This window comes from Paraburkholderia sp. J94 (assembly GCF_905220285.1).
GTDB lineage: Bacteria > Pseudomonadota > Gammaproteobacteria > Burkholderiales > Burkholderiaceae > Paraburkholderia > Paraburkholderia tropica_A.
This window is the reverse complement of record NZ_CAJMZH010000016.1, coordinates 1-15,702: the sequence shown is the minus strand read 5'-3', so window position 1 is coordinate 15,702 and position 15,702 is coordinate 1. Positions and strand designations below refer to the sequence as shown.

Here is a 15,702-nt window from a genome sequence, read left to right as displayed (position 1 = left end):
TGTTGATTTATCGTGTGCCGTCATTGTGCGAATGACGAATAGAATGTAGTTGAAGGAGATCCATCGCCCAATCGATAAATTGAGGAAGTTTCATCAGTTTCCTCGATCACGAGGTATGCATGACAGCGAGAAGAAAGCCGACCATAGGGGACGTTGCGAAAGCCGCGGGGGTCAGCTATGCCACAGTTGAACGCGTGTTGAACGGGCGGGGTGGGGTATCGCGTGCCAAGGAGGCAAGCGTGTTAGAGGCGGCACGCACCCTCAAGATCGATCGGGCGCTGCATGAGGTCTCGGTGCGATGGCTGCGCATCGCAATCGTCACCCAAAGTCCAGCCGCTGCGTCTCCATATTATGCTGCGCTGCAACATGGATTCGAACTTGCGCAAAAGTCATTCGAGACGAATCGCGTGCTATGTGCAGTTACGTTCTTCGAAGACCTTGAACCGCATTCGGTCGCGAGGGTCATTGAGCGTGCTGCGCAGAAGGCCGATGCAATGATTGTTGTGGCTTACGAGCATCCACTCGTGGTCGATGCGGTTTCGCGCATTGCCAAAAGGATGCCGGTGGTGACGCTAGCGAGCGATCTGCCGGATAGTGGGCGCATGGCATATGTCGGTATCGATAACCGTTGCGCGGGGCGTATCGCAGGCGAATTGATGGGGCGCTTCGTCGGTCGCGAAGGTGGCCAGGTTATCGTGATCGCGGGACTGCGTACATACTTAGGCCACGAGGAGCGCGATGGCGCGTTCCGCTCGGTGCTGCGTCGACGCTTTCCCGCATGCGACGTAGTCGCGACGGTTGAAAGCCGCGAAGATGCGCGTTCGACTGAGCGACTTACACGCGATGCAATTGCAAAATATCCCGAACTGCGTGGTATCTATAATCTTTCTGTTGGAGATGAAGGCGTGGCGAGCGCACTCAAAGCGACGAAGCGCACCCAGCAGACAGTGTTGGTCGGCCATGAACTCACGGCCGTGAGCCGCGCGCTGCTGATTGACGGCGTGATGGACGCGGTGCTCGATCAAAGTCCGTTCGTAGAGGCCGTGCGCGCGGTCGAAGTCATATTGGGTTACTATAAGCGGGGCACGCCGTCGGGGCTGCCTTTGCAGACGCCCATTTCCATCTATATGCGCGAAAATCTACCGGTTGTTCTCTGATGAACTGCGTTTAGCTGGCGCAGAGATTGTTTGTGCTCACGACGCTGATCTATCGCAATCAAGCGGCAGGGTTAGCCCAGTGGGGCGAGGTTCCGTCATTAGCCCGTGTCCAGACGGATGGGGCACCAGTCGTCGCTCTGGAGCGCTGGCAGCTATTCGATGGGGGCGCGGTTGGATCTTCGCGCGTTCGTTTCAGGGGCATTGGCCGCCGTATCGAGCCACGTGATGTCTACTTTCCATTCTTCGTGGCTCATGAAATCTGCAAGCTTTCTTCGCAGCATTTTCTCCCACGCCACTGCGAACCTTGAAGGTGCGCTTTCGCGCAAAGTGGTTATCGCTACCGTCGAACGAATTGCAGGGCGTCCTATATTGATCGCGATAAAGTCGCCGCGCGCAACCTCGTCGCGAATCGCCACATAAGTCAGTATCGAATGCCCGACGCCGTCCTTGACGAGCTGTTTCGTCAACGCCACGCTATCGACCTCTAACGCGATGCGTAAGCGGACCCCATTTTGTACTGCGGCATGCTCGATCAAGCGGCGGTTACTATGGGGCAAACCCGGCAAAATCAGCGGAATTGCAGCGAGATCGCGGATTTGCAACTGCCGCTTGGCCAAAGTCGATCCGGGCGGAGCAATCAAAATCATCGGTTCGCTGAATAGCGGTTTCACTTCGAACGCATCAAGCGGCGGCTGGTTGTAGACAACCGCCATATCTACCCGACGGTCGGCCACCCATTCCTGAAGTGAACTGCTTTGGCCTTCGCGGATATGCAGGGAGACGCGCGGAAAGGCCGCGCGGAACTCGCGAATGAGCTCAGCGCCAATCAGCGCGCCCAATGTGGGCGGAAGCCCGACCGCCAGATAGCCGCGATCCTCATCGGGGCTGGCCCGCACGTGGTCACCCGTGTCACTCATCATCTGGGTGATCATTTCCGCGCGCTCCAGCAACCGTGCCCCTGCGGCAGTCAATCGCACGCCACGCCCATGCCGGATCAGCAAGGGCACACTCATTTCCTCTTCGAGCTTCGCAATCTGACGACTTAACGCTGGTTGCGCGATATACAACTCCGACGCGGCCCGGCTGAAACTGCCTGCCCGCGCGACGTGGATGAAGCTCTTCAGTTCGCGAATGTCCATCGTGAGCCGTCCTATGCCGTAGTGGCATAGCTTTGTATATTTACAAGGTCTTTGTCAAGCCCTGGCGTCTCTCCTATGCTTCTGGAACAAGACGGAGCCAAAGATTCATACGCTGTCGCTCAGGCGCAGCCGGGCAACCCAATTCAAATCGTCAGCCCTAAGGGTTGCAGGAGACAAAATGAAGCGTCTAAGGCAGTTGCATGTCCAGGTACTGATTGGCCTTCTTGCGGCCATCGTATTGGGGACGCTCAAGCCCGACTGGGCCATCGCGATGAAACCGCTGGGTACGGGCTTTATTGCACTCCTCAAGATGATGCTGGCGCCGATCATCTTCTGCACGCTCGTGCAGGGTATGGCGCACGTCAAAGATCTGAAAACGCTGGGGCGCATGGGCGTCAAGTCACTGGTCTATTTCGAAGTCGTCAGCACCCTCGCCATGATCGTTGGCTTCGTGATGGTCAACGTCTTCGCGCCGGGCGCCGGCCTGCACGCAACCAACATTGCGGAAAGTGCAGATGCCCTTAAAAGCACGGCGGATGCCGGCCATATTTCTGCCGTCTCCTATCTGTTGAGCCTGATTCCGCACACGCTCGTCGACGCGTTCGCCAAGGGCGATATTGTCCAGGTGCTCATTATTTCGATTCTCGCCGGGCTCGCGCTCAATGTCTCGGTAGGAGCCGATTCGGTACTGCTGCGTGGTATCGACGAAGCGCAAACCGTCCTGTTTCGCATGCTCGCGTTCATCATGCGGCTCGCTCCGCTTGGGGCGTTCGGCGCGATGACTGCTGCGATTGGCAGTTATGGCGGCGGCACGTTGTTGTATCTCGCGAAGGTGATCGTCGTTTATTACGCGGCGTGCGCGATCTTCGTGTTCGGTGTGCTGGGCGCCATCTGCTGGTCGATCGGGCTGTCGTTTGTCGGCGTGTTACGCCTGATTCGCGACGAGATTCTGCTGACCTTTGGCACCGCGTCGAGCGAAGTGGTCTTTCCGCGTCTCGTTGAAAAGCTCAAACGCGCGGGCTGCGACGAGCTCGTTGTCGGATTCGTGTTACCTGCGGGCTATAGCTTCAATCTCGACGGTACGGCGATTTATATGGCGATTGCCATCGGCTTCATCGCGCAGGCAACCGACACACCTTTCTCGCTCATGCAACAACTCGGACTGCTGGCAGTGTTGAGCCTGACGTCGAAGGGCGGCACCACGGTGGCGGGCGGCGCGTTCGTAAAACTCGCAGCGACCTTGCAGTCGATGCGCACCTTGCCGATTGGCGGGCTGGGTTTGCTCTTCGGTATCGACCGGATCATGGCAACGGCCAACGCACTGACCAATATCGTCGGCAATACGATCGCCGTCTTTACGGTGGCCCGTTGGGAAGGGCTGTTCGATGCGTCGGCATTCGAACGCGAAACGGGACACGCGCCGCGCCTCAAGCAACGTTCGCGTCAGTCGGGAACGAGCGAGCGCGTCGTTCGACATCAATAAATTCTTATTCGAAGGTGAGTTTCATGGCACGCATTTCCGCTCCCGATCCGGACACGATGACCGCCGAGCAACGCGCGGTCTACGAGGAGATTGCCAACGGCCCGCGCAAAGGCGTGCGCGGCCCGCTCGCGGTCTGGCTGCATCGTCCGCAACTCGCCAATTGTGCGCAGGCGCTGGGTCGCTACTGCCGCTACGACAGTAGCTTGCCGGCTCGGCTTTCGGAGCTTGTGATTCTCTCGATGGGGCGGCATTGGCTGGCGGAATACGAGTGGGCGGCGCACAAGCCGTTCGCGCTGGAGGCCGGCCTGTCCATCGAGGTTATCGATGCGATTCGCGATGGCGTGCCGCCGCCCTTCGCCAGCGAGGACGAAGCCTTGGTTCACGCGTTCGTGATCCAGTTGCACGAAAACCATCGCATCGAAGACGCGCTGTACGCCGATCTCGTGAGCGCATTGGGCGAACAGGCGGTGGTGGATCTGGTGGGAATCGCCGGCTACTACACGCTGATCTCCATGACGATCAAGGTCTTTGAAGTGCCGCCGCCGGCTGGCGTGGCACCGGAACTTCCTCAAGTCTAAGGTAGGGAACGAAAGTGGAATCAACTCATAGCACTGTTCAGAACGTCAACGCAGGACGTCTGCAAGGAAAGGTCGCCATTGTGACGGGCGCGGGTTGCGTGGGCCCGGGCTGGGGCAACGGTCGAGCGGTGGCCGTGCTGTTCGCGCAGGCGGGGGCGAAGATCTTCGCTGTCGACAAGAACGTTGAGGCCATGGAAGAGACGATCCGGCGCGTCAAGGAGGCAGGCGGCGAGATTGTTGCGTACGGTTGCGACGTGACGGATTCGAGCGCTGTCGAAGAGATGGTGGCTGTTTGCAAGGCGACGTACGGCCGGATCGACGTACTGGTGAATAACGTGGGCGGTTCCGCGGCCGGTGGACCCGTTTCGTTATCCGAAGAAGCGTGGGACAAACAGATCGCCTTCAACCTGAAGAGTGTGTTCCTGACCTGCAAGCACGTATTGCCTGTGATGGAAGAGCAGGGTAGCGGTTCGATCGTTAATACGGCGTCGACCTCGGGCATTCGTTTCACCGGTTCCGCGCAGGTTGCCTATGCCGCGTGCAAGGCTGGCGTGATCCAGCTCTCGAAGGTGGTCGCGGTCGAGTACGCGAAGAAGGGCATCCGCGTGAACACAGTGGTGCCTGGCCAGTTGCACACGCCGATGGTCGAAGTGCGGCTGGCTGGCCAGCGCACGGGTGGCAATGTCGACAAGTTGCTGGAAAGCCGTGTCGCGCGCATTCCGCTGGGCTTCATGGGCGACGGCCGGGACACGGCAAACGCGGCACTGTATCTGGCATCCGACGAGTCGCGTTTCGTGACGGCCACGGAAATTGTGGTGGACGGCGGCATGACCGCGCGGTGTGATTGATGTCGCACGTCGAGCTTGATAACGCGCGGTGGGACTGCCATACCCACATCTACGGGCCCTGGGATGCATTCCCGCTGCCCGCCGACGCGGTCTACCGGCCGGGCGCCGCCCCAATGTCCAGCCTGCTCGACGTTCACCGCGAGCTCGGCATCTCGCGCGGCGTCCTGGTGCAGGCGGCGTGCTATCAGAGTGACCATTCGGCGCTTCTCGATGCAATCGTCCAGACCGGTGGGCGTTATCGCGGTGTCGCGCTGCTGGACGGATCGGAAACTGATGACCAGTTGCACGCGCTGCACGAAGGGGGCGTTCGCGGAATCCGCTTCAACTTCATGGGGCATCTTGCGGCCGAGGTTGATCTCGGCCGGCTGAGATCGCAGGCTGAGCGCGTCGGGGAACTGGGCTGGCACGTCTTGCTACACGGCCGGCTCGCGCAGGTGCTGCCCGTGCTGAACGAATGGCGCTCGCTGGAGACGGTGCTCGTTGTCGATCACATGGGGCGTCCCGACGGCGTGGACAGCAACGACAGCGTACAGCGCGAGCAGCTCTGGGCCCTGCATGCGCATCTGCAAAACGAACGTCGCTGGATCAAGCTGTCGGGCGTTGACCGCATGATGAGTAATTCCGCCCACCCGTGGCCGGATGCGGTCCCGCTGGTGCGCGATCTGCTTGCCGCCGCTCCTGATCGAGCCATCTGGGGCAGTGACTGGCCGCATCCCAACATTCAGGGCGATGTGCCGGACGACGCAAAATTGCTCGCGTTCATCGAATCGGTGTGCAGCAACCCGGAAGCGGCGCATGACGTCCTCGTCCGCAATCCGCTTCGCTTGTATGGCTGACTGTCACGATCATCATGCGCACGACGACAATGATTCAGGAGACGACGTACAACGCGGAAAGCGCAGCTTGTAGAAAGGCTGCGTGGCGGTTCATTCCGCTGCTCGCGTTGGCGTATTTCATCAATTATCTCGATCGCACCAATGTCGGCTTTGCCGCATTGACGATGAACCGGGACTTGGGACTCACGGCGTCGCAGTTCGGTTTTGCTGCTGGCATATTCTACGTCGGTTATTGCGTCTTCGAAGTGCCGAGCAATCTTGCGCTCTACAAGTTCGGCGCAAGACGGTGGCTCGCACGCATCATGATTACGTGGGGCGTTTTCGCCGCCGCCACGAGTCTCGCGCGCGGTCCGGCGAGCTACGCCGCATTGCGGATGCTCGCGGGGATAGGCGAGGCCGGATTCTTTCCGGGCGTGATCTTCTATCTCACGCTCTGGTTTCCGCCGCAGTACAGGACGCGCATGATGGCGTGGTTTCTGTCAGCAGTGCCGCTTTCCTCGGTGTTCAGCGGCCCGTTGTCCATTGCCATGCTCAAACTCGACGGCGCGCTGAATCTTCACGGCTGGCAGTGGCTTTTCATTCTCCAGGGCTTGCCGGCCTGCGTACTGGGTCTGCTTTGCCTCTACGTGCTTACCGATTCGCCGGAGAAGGCGCGCTGGCTGTCGCCGCAGGAGCGTGAAGCGCTGTGCGCGGCCATCGCGCGCGGCAGCGCCCGGAATGCGGAACGGCATTTTGGCAACGCCTTGAAAGACTGGCGAGTCTGGATGCTCACGGCCATCCTGTTCAGCTACATCATCGGCATTTTGGGCATCGGTGTCTGGCTGCCCACGATTCTGAAAGCACATCACCTGTCCGATTTTCAGATCGGTCTCCTTTCTGCACTGCCTTATATCGTCGGCAGCGTGGCCATGCTGATCTGGGGCCGCGTCCTCGCGCGTTCGCAACGCTATGTGAAGCACCTCGCATGGACCTGCGGCATCGCGGCGGTCGGTTTCTTTTGCTCGGTGGCGTCCGGGTCCCTCGTTCCGGCGTTGCTCGGCATCACGGTCGCCGTGATCGGCTTGTCCTCGGTGCGAACGTGTTTCTACAGTGTGCCCTCGACGTTTCTTGGCCGGGAAGCTGCAGCGGGAGGGCTTGCGGTGATCAACGCGGTCGGCAGTCTGGGTGGATTGATCGGACCTTATATGGTCGGCTGGTTGCGCGACGTCACGGGCTCTTTCAACGCGGGATTGATCGGCATGGGCGCCATGCTCGCAGTGGCCACGGTGCTCACGATCGTACTCAGTGTATTGACGCAGGAGAAAAAAGCATGAACGACGTATGGCAGCCCAGCCTGCGAACCCCTGATCCCGCTGTGCGGATTCTCGACCCGCGCTTCGAACATTACCGTCTGGCGCATGCTCGAGTTGAGCGGCTATGGACCGGCTGCCGATGGGCCGAAGGACCGGTCTGGTTCGGTGACGCCGGCGCGCTCTACTGGACAGACCTGCCCAACGAGCGGATCCTGCGTTGGGACGAGGCGAGCGGGCAGGTCGCGACATGGCGCTATCCGTCCGACAAGGCCAACGGTTTGACTCGCGATCGCGAGGGGCGCCTCATCGCATGCGAACACGGCGCCCGACGCGTCACTCGTACCGAGTACGACGGGAGCATCACGGTGATCGCAGACAGGTACGACGGCAAGCCGCTCAACTCGCCCAACGACGTCGTCGTGGCGAGCGATGGCGCGGTCTGGTTCACGGACCCGCCGTTTGGTCTTGTCAGCGACTACATGGGGCAGGTGTCCACGCCGGACCTGCCGGCGAACATCTATCGCGTCGATCCGCAGAGCGGTGTCGTCGAGTGTGTGATGGGCGATGTCGAAGGGCCGAACGGCCTGGCGTTTTCTCCCGATGAGCGGACGTTGTATGTCGTTGCGTCCCGTGCGCGGCCGCGCACGATCATGGCGTTCGACGTGCACGAGCGCCGGGTGCTGAAGAACGGCCGCGTGTTAATCGATGCGCAGGACGGCACGCCCGACGGCTTCCGGGTAGATGTCGACGGAAACCTCTGGTGTGGTTGGGGAACCGGCAGCGATGAGCTGGACGGCGTGCGCATTTTTGCACCGGACGGCAAGGCGATCGGCCACGTCGCGCTTCCCGAACGCTGCGCGAATCTGTGTTTCGGAGGGCGTCACAAGAATCGCCTCTTCATGGCGTCGACTTCGTCGCTCTATGCCTTGTATGTGAATACAAGGGGGGCAGTGTAGTTTCTGCGCGGTTTCGTTGTAGCTTCAATCGACAATAAGTCAAATACTCAAGGAGACAGTGTTTATGACACTCAGTAAGTTATACGTATCAATGTGCGCGGCCGCATTGCTGGTCCCCGCCGTCGTCAGCCAGGCCGCGAATGCAGCCGATGTGCATGTGCTCGCGACCGGCGCGCTTTCCGCCTCATTCAAGCAACTCGTGCCAGCCTTCGAGAAGCAGACCGGCGATCACCTGATCATCTCCTGGGGGCCGTCCTATGGTGCGTCGACCGATGCGTTGCCGATGCGCATCGAACACGGCGAGCCGATGGATGTGTGCTTCATGATCGGCGCGGCGCTCGACAATCAGATTAAAAACGGCGTGTTCGCTCCCGAAACGAAGGCCGATATCGCTGAGTCGGGCGTGGGCGTCGCGGTGCGCCCCGGACTGGCGGTCCCTGACGTGAGTACCGTGGACAAGCTAAGGGCCGTGCTTCTCGCCGCTCATTCCGTTGCGTTCTCCGAAGGGGCTAGCGGGACCTACATCACAGGTACGCTGTTCACCAAACTGGGCATTGCAGACCAGATGAAGGAAAAGAGCGTCCTGATCAAGGGTAAGGAGCTGGTCGGTAACGCATTGGCGCGTGGCGATGCCGATGTTGGGCTTCAGCAGATCAGCGAGCTTCGTGCGATTCCGGCGATTCAATACGCGGGCCCGCTGCCGCCCGAAGTGCAGAAGGTCAGCGTGATTTCTGCCGCTATCGCGAAGAACGCCGCGCAGCGCGCCGAGGCGCAGAAGTTCGTCGATTTCGTGAAGAGCCATGAATCGCAGGCTGTCATCGAAAGCACGGGGCTCGGGATCCCGGCGTCGAAATAAGCGCTTTGCTGCTGAAATGAATGTTCAGACAACACTGTTAAAACCATGCCATTGACTATCTCCAGACAACGCATCACCCGCCTCGTGGCGGCGGTGATGCTGGCCAGTGCAGTGGGTGCTGCGCAGGCGAATCAGGTGAGTGATCGCGCGACGTTTCTCGTCAAATACGACGGCGTGCAGATCGAAACCATCGCCCAGGGAAAAGGCCCCGTGATTGTTCTGCTCCCGTCGCTCGGTCGGGGTGCGGAAGATTTTGACGTCGTTGCCGCGCTACTCGCCAGTGATGGCTTTCGCGTACTTCGTCCTCAACCGCGCGGTATTGGCGAAAGCAAGGGGCCGATGAGCGACATCGACATGCATGCGTTTGCCGCCGATGTCGCCGCCGTTCTCGACCATGAAAAAACCGGTCCCGTCGTGGTCGTCGGTCATGCGTGGGGCAGCCAGCCCGCGCGAATGCTCGCGGTCGACCGGCCGGATCTCGTGCGAGGCCTGGTGATGGCCGCCGCTTCAGCGGGCAAGTTGCCGCCCGGCTCGAAAGAGAAGCCGTATGGGCATTTGCGTGACGCAATCGACGGGTCTGGCGACTTGAGTCTGCCGCAGGCGCAGCGCCTGGAGTATCTGCGTCAGGCCTTCTTTGCGCCGGGCCACGATCCTCATGCCTGGCTGAACGGTTGGTATCCGGACACCCACCGCGCGGAAGCGCACGCGCGAGACGTGACGCCGGTCGATGCCTACTTCGCGGGCGGCAACGTGCCGATCCTCGACTTGCAAGGCCAATACGATGCAGTTGTCGTTCGCGGGGTGTTCAAGACGATGTTGCCCGAGCGCGTATCGGTGGAAGTCGTTCCGGACGCCGGACATGCGATGGCGCCCGAACAGCCGCGTGCCATGAGTGATGCGATCGCGCGGTTCGCCCATCGTGTCTATGCAAATTAATCGAAAGGAATTGCCTGAGATGAGTACGTTTGTAAAAGTTTCGAAGCAGGGTGGAGCGGCGTTGATCGCGTTGGCTGTCGCGTCGTTCGCGTTTGCGAACGGTAGTCCGGCGGCGGTGCAGGACACGGTCATTCTGCATGGCGACGTGCGCACGGAGGTGTTCAGCCAGGGTAAGGGGCCGACTATCGTCATCCTGCCTTCGTTGGGACGGTCTGCGCGCGATTACGATCAGGTCGCACAGATGCTCGCGGACGACGGGTTCCGCGTCCTGCGGCCCGAGCCGCGCGGAATCGGCAAAAGCGAAGGGCCGATGGAGAACCTCAACATGCACGACTTCGCGGCTGATGTCGCCGCCGTGATCGAGCAGGAGCATGCGGGTCCCGTTGTCGTGGTGGGGCATGCCTGGGGTAATTTCCCGGCGCGTCAATTGGCGGTCGACCGTCCGGAACTGGTGAAAGGTGTCGTGCTTGTTTCGGCGTCGGCGGGGAAGGTGCCGCCGGGATCGAAAGAGAAGCCCATCAGTGCGGAAATGCGCAAGGCGATTGACGGCGCGGGCGACCTTTCCTTGCCTGAATCGACGCGTCTTGCTTACCTGAAGGAGGCGTTCTTTGCGCCGGGCAACGATCCGCGTGTCTGGCTGGATGGCTGGCATCAGGCCACGCATGATGCCGAGTCGCACGCGCGCGAGACAACGCCGGTAGACGACTATTTCGCAGCTGGCAGCGCACCCATTCTTGATCTCCAGGGAGAAGCCGATCCGGTTGCGCCGCGGCGTTTCTCGCAGGTCCTGAAGTCAATGGTGGGCGATCGTGTCACCGTGGTTGTGGTTCCGCACGCTGGCCATGCGTTCGCACCGGAACAGCCGAAGGCGATGGCGGACGCGATTGCGGCGTTTTCTCGGAAACAGTTCGCGCAATAACTGGCGAGTGCGTTGCCTGAGATCAGCTCATATCTGAACATCTCAATCCGCGCTTCTGGTACCTAGGTTCCACGAATCGCGAGGAGGAGCTAGCGGGTAGTAGGCGGGTTTCACCCACGTCGGCTCGCGTTCCGCGTCTTCGTGAGTCGTTCGCCCGGCTGTGCCGGGCATTTTTTCGTCTACGCGGGCTTGATGTTCCACAGCGACCAGGGCGGTCAATATGGTAAGCATCTGATTTGTACCGTTCCCCGCCTTGCGTAGAAGATGCAATCATCGGCTGCGACGGACACGAGTGACCGACTCTGTCCACAAACAGCGAGAATGGACACAGTGACTCAGACAGTCGAGTTACCCGCGAGGCGCCAGAATCGACGGCATCCATTGGAATGGAAACGATCGGTCGTCGAGCAGACGTTTGAACCCGGCGCCTCGGTCGCCCGGGTCGCCCGCGACAACCACGTCAATGCCAATCAGGTGTGGGCCTGGCGCAAACTGTACGCTCAGGGTCTGTTGGTCGAAGATGCGCAGACGGAGACCATGTTGCCTGTCGTTGTAGATGGTCAGTCCGATCGACCGGCCGGCCATGCGCTGGAGGCGACGGACGTGCCGATACCTCCGGTGGCTACAAACGGCAGCATTCAGCTTCAGCATGGCAATACTTCGGTCCGGATAGAAGGCGTGCCCGACGCGACGATATTGCGTCTGGTCCTCGAGCGGATTCTCCGATGATCGGTATGCCGGCAAACACACGGATCTGGATCGCAGCTGGCGTCACTGACATGCGCTCCGGCTTCAATTCGCTTGCTGCAAAGGTACAGACGGTGCTTGAGAAGGATCCCTTCGGCGGGCATGTTTTTATCTTCAGGGGACGTCGTGGTGATCTTCTGAAGGCGTTGTACTGGAGCGATGGTGGCCTATGTTTATTTGCGAAGCGTCTTGAGAAGGGGCGTTTTGCATGGCCTCGTGCCGACGCTGGCGTCGTGGCGCTGACCACCGCTCAGCTCTCGCTCCTGCTCGAGGGGTTTGACTGGCGACAACCGGTCGAGGCAGCACGCCCGCGTAGTGCTTTGTAAACGTCTGTTACCCGATGATCCGCATGCGGCAGAAGGTCGTAAACTATGGCCATGGATCTGACCGATGCCGACCTGCCCGACGACGTTGATGCGCTGAAGGCGCTGGTGCGCGCACATGCGGCGTCGGCTCATGCAAACGCGCGGCGGGTCGTTGAATTGCAGGACCAACTCAGCTCCCGCGTGATCGAGATCGAACATCTGAAGCTGATGCTCGCCAAACTGCGCCGCATGCAGTTCGGTCGCAAGTCAGAGAAACTCGATTGTCAGATCGAACAGCTTGAACTGCGGCTTGAGGATCTGCAGGCCGACGAAGGTGCGGCTGCCCAGGCTGACGCAAAGAAGGCGCAGCAACGTCGTGAGATTGCCTGTCGCAAACCGCTGCCCGATCACCTCGAACGCGAAGAGCGTGTGTATCAACCCATCGAGGAACACTGCCCGGGATGCGGCGGCGTGCTCAAACAGCTGGGCGAAGACGTATCCGAGCAGCTCGAATACGTACGCGCACACTTCCGCGTGATCCGTCATCGTCGTCCCAAATTCGCCTGTTCGTGCTGCGACTGTATCGTGCAGGCCGCAGCGCCAAGCCGCCCGATCGATCGCGGCCTGCCGGGTCCGGCTTTGCTCGCCCACATCACGACATCGAAGTTCGCGTACCACATTCCGTTCTATCGCCAGTCCGTCATGTACGCGCGCGACGGCGTTGAGATCGAACCGGGCACCATGGGCCACTGGCTGGGCAGTCTGACATGGCTGCTCAACCCTCTGGTCGATGCGGTGCGCCGCCACGCGCTTGGTGGCACCAAGGTTCACGCCGACGACACCCCGCTGCCGGTGCTTGCGCCGGGCAATGGCAGAACAAAGACCGGCCGGCTCTGGGTGTATGTGCGCGATGGTCGGCCCAGTGGTTCGGAGGAAGCGCCGGCGGTCTGGTTTGCCTATTCACCGGATCGTCGCGGCGAACATCCACAGCGTCACCTTGCCAACTTCACGGGCGTACTGCAGGCAGACGCCTTCGCCGGTTATGCGGATCTGTACCTGGGCGGTCAGATTCACGAAGCAGCGTGCATGGCGCATGCACGTCGAAAGTTACATGATCTGCATGCTGTTCGGGCATCGCCAATCACCAGCGAGGCACTTGAGCGCATCGGCGCACTCTATCGCATCGAAGAGCACATCCGCGGCAAGCCGCCTGAAGAACGACAGCGCGTTCGCCAGGAGAGGGCTGTGCCGCTGCTTGAAGACATGAAGCGGTGGTTCGAGGCGACGCTTCTCACACTCTCCGCGAAATCGGATACCACCAAAGCGATCCAGTATTCTCTGAATCGCTGGCCGGCGCTGGTTTATTACTGCAGCAACGGTCAGGCCGAGATTGACAATCTGATTGCCGAGCGCGCATTGCGCGGTGTAGCAATCGGAAGGCGGAATTTTTTATTTGCCGGTGCGGACTCAGGCGGCGAACGTGCGGCTGCGATGTACAGTCTGATCGGTTCTGCCCGCCTGAACGGCATTGATCCCGAAGCCTACCTGCATTACATCATCGAGCGCATTGCCGATCATCCGGCGAATCGAATCGATGAACTGCTACCCTGGAACGTCGCTCCTCTGCTGCCCGCCGCCTCACACATCGATCCCGTTCGCTAGCCGCCGACCGTCTCGCGCGTCAACACAATTTGCGACGGTGCAGATCGAATGCTTACTCAATATGCCCGCCGGAAGTTCCATCAACGGTTGTGGCGCTATCGAATCAGGCAGAGCATGAGTCGGCGTGGAAATTGTTGGGATACTCAGTCTAAGATCCCTTCCGAACGTCGGACCGATCTGACAAGTGTTGGGACCGGCCGAACTGCCTTGGTGTTGCACTTGCGGTCCTTTCGGGGAGAGCTACGGCTATTCCAAAGGAGCAGTCCGGTGCCGCCGAGGCGATGCGAGCGGTCTGCGTTGCTAGGCGCATCGCGGTGAAGGCGAAGATGCAGCCTATCAACCAGTTACGGGCCTTGCTCGTGAGCGCCCCCCACGAAGTCCGTGAGCGCCTTCTGAAAGCGAAGGCTGCAGAATGCGTTGAGGGTTGCGCCCGACTTCGCTCGTTGGGCAAAATGAACCGCGCCGGGTTTGTCGGAGACCGCCGAGTTTGGCGCTACGCCGCGCGAGCGGGGAGCGCCAGGTTCCGATTGTAGACTTCCTCTGCTTCTGCCGGCGATACGTACCCAAGCGGGCTGAGCAGCCGATGGTGGTTGTACCAGTGAACCCATTCGAGCGTTGCAAGTTCGACATCCTGGAGCGTACGCCATGCGCGCCGATGCACGACTTCGGCCTTGTACAGTCCATTGATCGTCTCGGCCAGCGCATTGTCGTACGAATCGCCAACACTTCCGGCCGACGGTTGCACGCCAGCATCCACCAAACGTTCGGTGTACCGAATGCTGAGATATTGCGACCCGTGATCGCTATGATGGATGAGCCCGGGCGCCGGCTGGCGATCGTGTAACGCCTGGTTCAGCGCGTCCAGCACGAAGTCAGTTCGCATCGAGGCTGACACGCGCCAACCGACAATACGCCGCGCAAACACGTCGGTCACGAAGCCACATACACAAAGCCAGACCATGTCCAGCAATAGGTAAAATCCGCGACCCACAGCGCGTTGGGCCGATCGGCCCGGAACTGACGCTTGACCCGGTCCAGCGGGCACGGCACCGCATCGTCGCGCTGCGTTGTCCTGATCCGGCGCCCACGCCGCACACCTTCGAGGCCCATCGCGTTCATCAGGCGCGCAACCATGCAGCGCGCGACCTTCACGCCATCGCGCAGCAACTGGCGCCAGACCTTGCGCACACCATACACGCCAAAGTTCTCGTCCCACACCGCCCGGATGAGGACCTTCAGTTGAGCATCGCGACGCGCTCGCGCTGGCCATTGCTCCGGATCGCTGCGCCGTCCGGCGTGCCGGTAATACGTCGACGGCGCGATCGGCAGCAGGCGGCAGATCGGCTCGACACCGTAGACGTCGCGATGCTCGTCGATGAACGCAATCATGGCTTTGATCGGCGGTCGAGCTCCGCCTGCGCGAAATACGCCGAGGCCTTGCGAAGAATCTCGTTGGCCGTGCGCAATTCGCGGTTCTCGCGCTCCAGTTCCTTCAGGCGCGCCAGCTCGGAAGTCGTCGCCCCCGATCGTTGGCCACGATCACGCTCAGCCTGAATGATCCAGTTGCGAAGCGTCTCACGCGACATCCCCATCTTCGAGGCGATCGAGCGGATCGCCGCCCCCTGCGTCTCATATTCGTGTTGGTGCTCGAAGACCATCCGGACCGCCCGCTCACGAACCTCATCCGAATACCGCGTCCCGGTGGGCTTCCTTACCTTGCTTTCGTTTTCCATACTTCAAATCTCCTGTTACAGCCAAGATCCAAAGTCTCCTACATTTCCGGGGCGGTTCAAAATGCCAATGTTGCAAACGCTCACGACCACACTACGTTTGCTGGCGAAATGTTGGCTGACGCTGGCAGAGGAGCTCAAAGCACTCGACGCCATGCTTGACAGCCTGACCAGTCAGTATGCAGGGCGAATTCGGACTGACTGACTTCCACCGCAGTCAACCGAAATCGCCGGTCGATTACGATCGCCGCGACGCGG

Annotated in this window: 14 protein-coding genes, 1 pseudogene and 1 other annotated feature; of the genes and pseudogenes, 13 read left to right on the top strand and 2 right to left on the bottom strand. The window is 60.5% G+C overall.

Annotation, left to right across the window (positions count from 1 at the left end):
* Positions 1–119: 119 nt before the first annotated feature.
* Positions 120–1,157 (top strand): LacI family DNA-binding transcriptional regulator, encoded by a 1,038-nt coding sequence (locus tag U4Y88_RS28990; protein ID WP_321788027.1) that lies wholly within the window; start codon positions 120–122, stop codon positions 1,155–1,157.
* 152 nt (positions 1,158–1,309) lie between these two features.
* On the opposite strand, the gene U4Y88_RS28985 is transcribed toward U4Y88_RS28990, so the two are convergent.
* Positions 1,310–2,296 (bottom strand): LysR family transcriptional regulator, encoded by a 987-nt coding sequence (locus U4Y88_RS28985; RefSeq protein ID WP_321788025.1) that lies wholly within the window; start codon positions 2,294–2,296, stop codon positions 1,310–1,312.
* Positions 2,297–2,474: 178 nt separating this feature from the next.
* Between U4Y88_RS28985 and U4Y88_RS28980 the strand changes: the two genes are divergently transcribed.
* From U4Y88_RS28980 to tnpC, 12 genes are all read left to right on the top strand, one after another.
* Positions 2,475–3,779, top strand: coding sequence for a cation:dicarboxylate symporter family transporter (locus U4Y88_RS28980; protein ID WP_321788023.1), 1,305 nt, complete (start codon positions 2,475–2,477; stop codon positions 3,777–3,779).
* Positions 3,780–3,802: 23 nt separating this feature from the next.
* Positions 3,803–4,357: a carboxymuconolactone decarboxylase family protein gene (locus U4Y88_RS28975; protein ID WP_321788021.1), complete on the top strand. Its 555-nt coding sequence runs from the start codon at positions 3,803–3,805 to the stop codon at positions 4,355–4,357.
* Positions 4,358–4,371: 14 nt separating this feature from the next.
* A complete protein-coding gene (locus tag U4Y88_RS28970; RefSeq protein WP_321788019.1) occupies positions 4,372–5,205 on the top strand; it encodes an SDR family NAD(P)-dependent oxidoreductase in 834 nt (277 codons plus the stop codon).
* Complete coding sequence (locus tag U4Y88_RS28965) at positions 5,205–6,041, top strand: amidohydrolase family protein (protein ID WP_321788017.1); 837 nt, start codon at positions 5,205–5,207, stop codon at positions 6,039–6,041. The genes U4Y88_RS28970 and U4Y88_RS28965 overlap by 1 nt, the downstream gene beginning before the upstream one ends.
* A gap of 14 nt (positions 6,042–6,055) precedes the next feature.
* Entirely contained in the window at positions 6,056–7,354 is a 1,299-nt protein-coding gene (locus U4Y88_RS28960) for an MFS transporter (RefSeq protein WP_321788015.1), read from the top strand.
* Positions 7,351–8,289 carry an SMP-30/gluconolactonase/LRE family protein gene (locus tag U4Y88_RS28955; RefSeq protein WP_321788013.1) on the top strand — a complete coding sequence of 313 codons (939 nt, stop codon included), beginning with the start codon at positions 7,351–7,353 and terminating at the stop codon, positions 8,287–8,289. The genes U4Y88_RS28960 and U4Y88_RS28955 overlap by 4 nt, the downstream gene beginning before the upstream one ends.
* A 64-nt stretch (positions 8,290–8,353) precedes the next feature.
* Positions 8,354–9,145 (top strand): substrate-binding domain-containing protein, encoded by a 792-nt coding sequence (locus U4Y88_RS28950; RefSeq protein ID WP_321788011.1) that lies wholly within the window; start codon positions 8,354–8,356, stop codon positions 9,143–9,145.
* Positions 9,146–9,190: 45 nt separating this feature from the next.
* Entirely contained in the window at positions 9,191–10,081 is an 891-nt protein-coding gene (locus tag U4Y88_RS28945; protein WP_321788010.1) for an alpha/beta hydrolase, read from the top strand.
* Between the two features lie 19 nt (positions 10,082–10,100).
* Entirely contained in the window at positions 10,101–11,000 is a 900-nt protein-coding gene (locus U4Y88_RS28940) for an alpha/beta hydrolase (RefSeq protein WP_321788008.1), read from the top strand.
* A gap of 264 nt (positions 11,001–11,264) precedes the next feature.
* Positions 11,265–11,729, top strand: a complete 465-nt coding sequence (gene tnpA, locus U4Y88_RS28935) for an IS66-like element accessory protein TnpA (protein WP_321788006.1) — start codon at positions 11,265–11,267, stop codon at positions 11,727–11,729.
* A complete protein-coding gene (tnpB, locus tag U4Y88_RS28930; RefSeq protein WP_321788004.1) occupies positions 11,726–12,073 on the top strand; it encodes an IS66 family insertion sequence element accessory protein TnpB in 348 nt (115 codons plus the stop codon). Before tnpA ends, tnpB begins: the two co-directional genes overlap by 4 nt.
* Positions 12,074–12,124: 51 nt before the next feature.
* The gene (gene tnpC / locus U4Y88_RS28925; protein ID WP_321788002.1) at positions 12,125–13,714 is read left to right on the top strand and encodes an IS66 family transposase; all 1,590 of its coding nucleotides are present in this window, start codon (positions 12,125–12,127) and stop codon (positions 13,712–13,714) included.
* 493 nt (positions 13,715–14,207) lie between these two features.
* Here tnpC and U4Y88_RS28920 read toward each other — a convergent pair.
* A pseudogene (locus tag U4Y88_RS28920) lies at positions 14,208–15,447 on the bottom strand (IS3 family transposase).
* Positions 15,029–15,145 (bottom strand) — a sequence feature (AL1L pseudoknot). It overlaps the preceding pseudogene by 117 nt.
* Positions 15,448–15,702 lie beyond the last annotated feature (255 nt).